Origin of the sequence: Pseudomonas sp. W15Feb34, assembly GCF_023127765.1 — a bacterium.
In the GTDB taxonomy this organism is placed as follows: Bacteria; Pseudomonadota; Gammaproteobacteria; order Pseudomonadales; family Pseudomonadaceae; genus Aquipseudomonas; species Aquipseudomonas synxantha_A.
The window spans coordinates 1-3,629 of record NZ_SPKN01000013.1; the positions used below are offsets into that span (position 1 = coordinate 1).

General features: G+C 49.2%; 4 protein-coding genes. All 4 read left to right on the plus strand.

The window, feature by feature from the left end:
- Nucleotides 1-191, plus strand: a 191-nt coding sequence (locus E4O97_RS07075) for a site-specific integrase (RefSeq protein ID WP_248161028.1), incomplete at its 5' end; no start/stop codon positions are given.
- Between the two features lie 304 nt (nucleotides 192-495).
- Complete coding sequence (locus tag E4O97_RS27555) at nucleotides 496-1,530, plus strand: polymorphic toxin type 44 domain-containing protein (protein WP_348984548.1); 1,035 nt, start codon at nucleotides 496-498, stop codon at nucleotides 1,528-1,530.
- Nucleotides 1,531-2,393: 863 nt separating this feature from the next.
- On the plus strand, nucleotides 2,394-2,786 hold the full coding sequence (locus tag E4O97_RS07085) for a hypothetical protein (RefSeq protein WP_248161030.1): 393 nt from the start codon (nucleotides 2,394-2,396) through the stop codon (nucleotides 2,784-2,786).
- Between the two features lie 116 nt (nucleotides 2,787-2,902).
- Nucleotides 2,903-3,580 (plus strand): PAAR domain-containing protein, encoded by a 678-nt coding sequence (locus E4O97_RS07090; protein ID WP_348984549.1) that lies wholly within the window; start codon nucleotides 2,903-2,905, stop codon nucleotides 3,578-3,580.
- Nucleotides 3,581-3,629: the final 49 nt, after the last annotated feature.

The window sequence follows — 3,629 nt, forward strand, 5'->3', positions numbered from 1 at the left end:
CAGGTATTCACGTCGACGGGCTGGGCGTGCATGGCTTGCGGGCCACGGCCGCGACCAATGCCCTGGAGCATGACGCCGATATCGCCAAGGTCCAGGTTTGGCTGGGTCACGCCAATATCAGCACGACACGCCTGTATGACCGACGTGGCCAACGCCCGGAGGATTCGCCAACGTACAAAGTAAAATACTGAAGGAGGTTCGGCCGGAGAGGCAACCACAAGGGGGTCAAACCCTCATTTGTCCTGAGAATCAGACTACCACCGAAAGGTTATATCATTACGTTTAAAATCCAGTTAACCTGCCATTCGTCGCCTTTATGCACTGACGCATAAATGAACTTGACGGCTTATTATGTATATTTATACAGTATTTCGTGCAGCTTTTTCCCTATTGGGAGAAAGGTGAACGCACGGAAGCCAGCCCTATCAAGCACTGGCGAGCGTAAATCGGTCCAATAATTGTTTTGGATTCGACACTAAATAAGGAGATACGCACATGGCAGGACCAATGGGACCAATTGGACGGATGGAAATTACAACACCCATAACAATTACAGGGGTAGGAACGCCAAACTACTCCCCAATGGGTGGCGTGGGTGGTAATGGTGGCTATAGCAACGGCGGCCCTATGATGGGCCATAGTGCTGGTTTCGACCATACAGGCATGAGAAATTTCTTGTCCAAGACTTATCCGCCTATTTTACGCAGTGCAATTCAAAACGAGGAGCAAAACTATCTGATCAAAAAAAACAACCTAGAAAAAAAGGTGACAGACGAACTAATAGCTGCGAAAGCATCATCCCCCGCCACAGGTAACTCTTTAGAAGAAAGAAATCGTAACTCGTTTACCCTGGCGGAAACGCTAATTTTAGCTAAAGAGTCAGAACAAAAGGCGCTAGATTCGGTAGCAGATAGTTTTTATGGCGCGGTCTTCTTTACGAAAACCATTGACGATTATTTGGCTGAAACATTCAATCGGGCACTTCGTTCATTGGCGCCCAGGGACACGATTAATGTTTGGAATAAAGCCAACCAATCGGCGTACGCGGCAAAAATTCTCAAGGACGAAATTGCACTTCTAAAAAGTAAAAAGGATGAGATCCAGAAACGAATGCTGAGTGATGCCAGAAGGAAGGTCCGCAGGGGCCAATTGCCGAGTGCTCCACCAGGTGTATCCTTAGAAAATAATATGCAGGAGACGCTAAAAAATGATCAGTTTTACCCGTCTCGCGGCTCTGCTCATTTTTATACCTGGTTTTATGGCAAGGTCCGAAATGGCGGCCCCTGGGACTACAAAAAAGGTCAACCACAGTACGAGAATTTTGGTAATTTCCATTATGGTGCAGTGGGCACGGCGGGCGGTATTCCGGAGCAAGTGCTGTTGCGAGCCGCAGGTGCAGCTCAAATGAGGGCTGGTACGTCAGAAAATACTTTCGGGACCTTTTGGGGAGATACACCTTATGGCGATGATCCAGTTGACCAAGTGTGGATCAAGGCTGGTATAGATTATGCCAAATCAAGGGGTTACTAAGTGGGGGATTTGGGCGCTTTTGATCATTTGTCTAGGGCAGGGGTTGTATATTTATATAAGCTCGCCTTCCAGACCAGATCCTAGCAAAGTCGTTTCAGTCACGAAAGTTGGTGAAGGCGGGGCTATCTATGAAGTCTTATACGATACCGGAGGGGCTACTGTGGCAGATGTCTATCGGTACTTCCTCATGGACATTCAGCCTAGCGACGAAGCGGCTCTTTTAAAGTCAAAAAATAGCTACCCATTTCTTGTGACAAAAAGCTCTAATGCTGTTCGTGAGGTCGTAGAGGATAAGGTAAAATTAAAGACCAATAACACAGTGTATGAATTTCATAGTATCTCGATCTTTAAAACTAATGGAGAAATTCAGATGGTGAGCTTCGACCTTGACGCTACAACTCCCTAGCTATATGCAACACAAACACCGGCCAAGTGCCGGTGTTTTTTGTTTTCTTAATCGTAGATGTATTAGTAAAGCGTTCAAGGACTCACCCCACACAACGTTAATGGGCAATGAACGCTTTCCAATGCTCCCACATTACAGCAAAGCAATCTTCCCCTGAAACAATCATTGCTCCAGCATCTGGCGCCGGGCTGTGAAAGGTTCGTCCACGCCTAGGATAAAGCCCTCGGCGCCGCTCTTGCGCCAGGTTGAGCTGGTCTAGGCCCCGGGAGAGCTCTCGTAGGAAATTTCCTCTTTGACTTCGATATTCAATGTTCCAGGGTAGTGGACTGCTATCAACACCCGCCCCCATGGATCAGGATCATACAAATGAACGGCTCGTTGCCCCTAGCGTATACCAACCAAGTTTCACCAGAATATCTTCGTAATCTGGACAAATCTCCCTTCACGGAACGGCAGCTTGCCAGTTTTGACGAACAGGCTTTGGCTATTGTTAACCAACAGCGTTCTTACGCTAAAGCATCCCCCGATCGCTATTTACCGAGTGGCAACTGCGGGCAGCCAAACCCGTAATGGCGCGGTGATTCAACATGCGACAGCGCCGATGGAATTCACGCTGGATAACGGTGAACAGGTACGCGCAGCGCAGAAGGGCGATTACGTCGTCTATAGCGATGGCAGTAAGGCGAAAATAATAACTGCCTCAGGAGAAGGTAATAGCCATGTTGCACTGGTGGGAAGCCATCTCAGCAATGGCGACGAGATTATCAATACTCCTCAAAGTGGCCTCCTATTCATATCCCGTCAAGGCGTGGCATTGGCAGATGACTTTTTGCCAGTAATCGAGGACTGAAGAGTGAGGCATGACGCTATTTAACGGTTTCGCCATGCCACCTACTCAAAGTTGGGAGTCGCAACCTGCGGTCAAGAAAATCTTAGGTTCGAACGGAAGAAATGGAGAGCATATCTATGAGTGACGGATACTTCATTGGCTTGGGTGACTTAACCACCTGCGGTGGGAAAGTTCTGGATGGTGATAACAGAATCAACATTTTTGGTGTCCTACATGCCTGCGCAGGTGATCGGGTTACTTGTGGTAAGGACGGGAAAACTTATCGGATCGTCGGTGGCATTTCGCACATGGTGAGCCATGGCAGGCTTATGGCTGGCACGCTGGATAGCTTCAGTGATTGCCCCTGCAGAGCCCGTCTGATCCCCTCGGTTTTTACGGCCAACTATCGCAACAAAAGTGCGGCACCGCTTGCGACCAAGCAAGTCGCTCAATCTGCCTCATCAACGCTAACCAGCGGTTCGCCAGCGCCTCGTCAGTCTGCATTTTCACCATCGAGCACTCCAGCTCCAGCCGTATTCGACCGTTCAGAGCCACAGCAGCCAGGCTTCTATGTTGTGCCCAAAACCATGACCCACGAAGCACTGGAGAACACGCTGTTCCCTACGCCCAACCCGACGGTGATGAACAAGTTTCGGGCGCTCAACCCTAATCGGGGTGACGTCAAAGCTGGCTCAATGATCGTACTCAGTGACCCGAACAACTTTCAGTGTACCCGTGAAGAAGCGGTGCTGATGGAAGCTGCTGCCAAGACTAACGAGGCACTCAAGCCACTGAGCGCTAGCGAAGCCGATTGAATCGCCCCGGATTCTTTAGACACCTTGCAAACTCATTGCGTAACGTTTT

What these genes read in the sequence shown, in the direction of transcription:
- E4O97_RS27555 (WP_348984548.1), top strand. Translation starts at nt 496, where the DNA reads ATGGCAGGACCAATGGGACCAATTGGACGGATGGAAATTACAACACCC.
- E4O97_RS07090 (WP_348984549.1), top strand. Translation starts at nt 2,903, where the DNA reads ATGAGTGACGGATACTTCATTGGCTTGGGTGACTTAACCACCTGCGGT.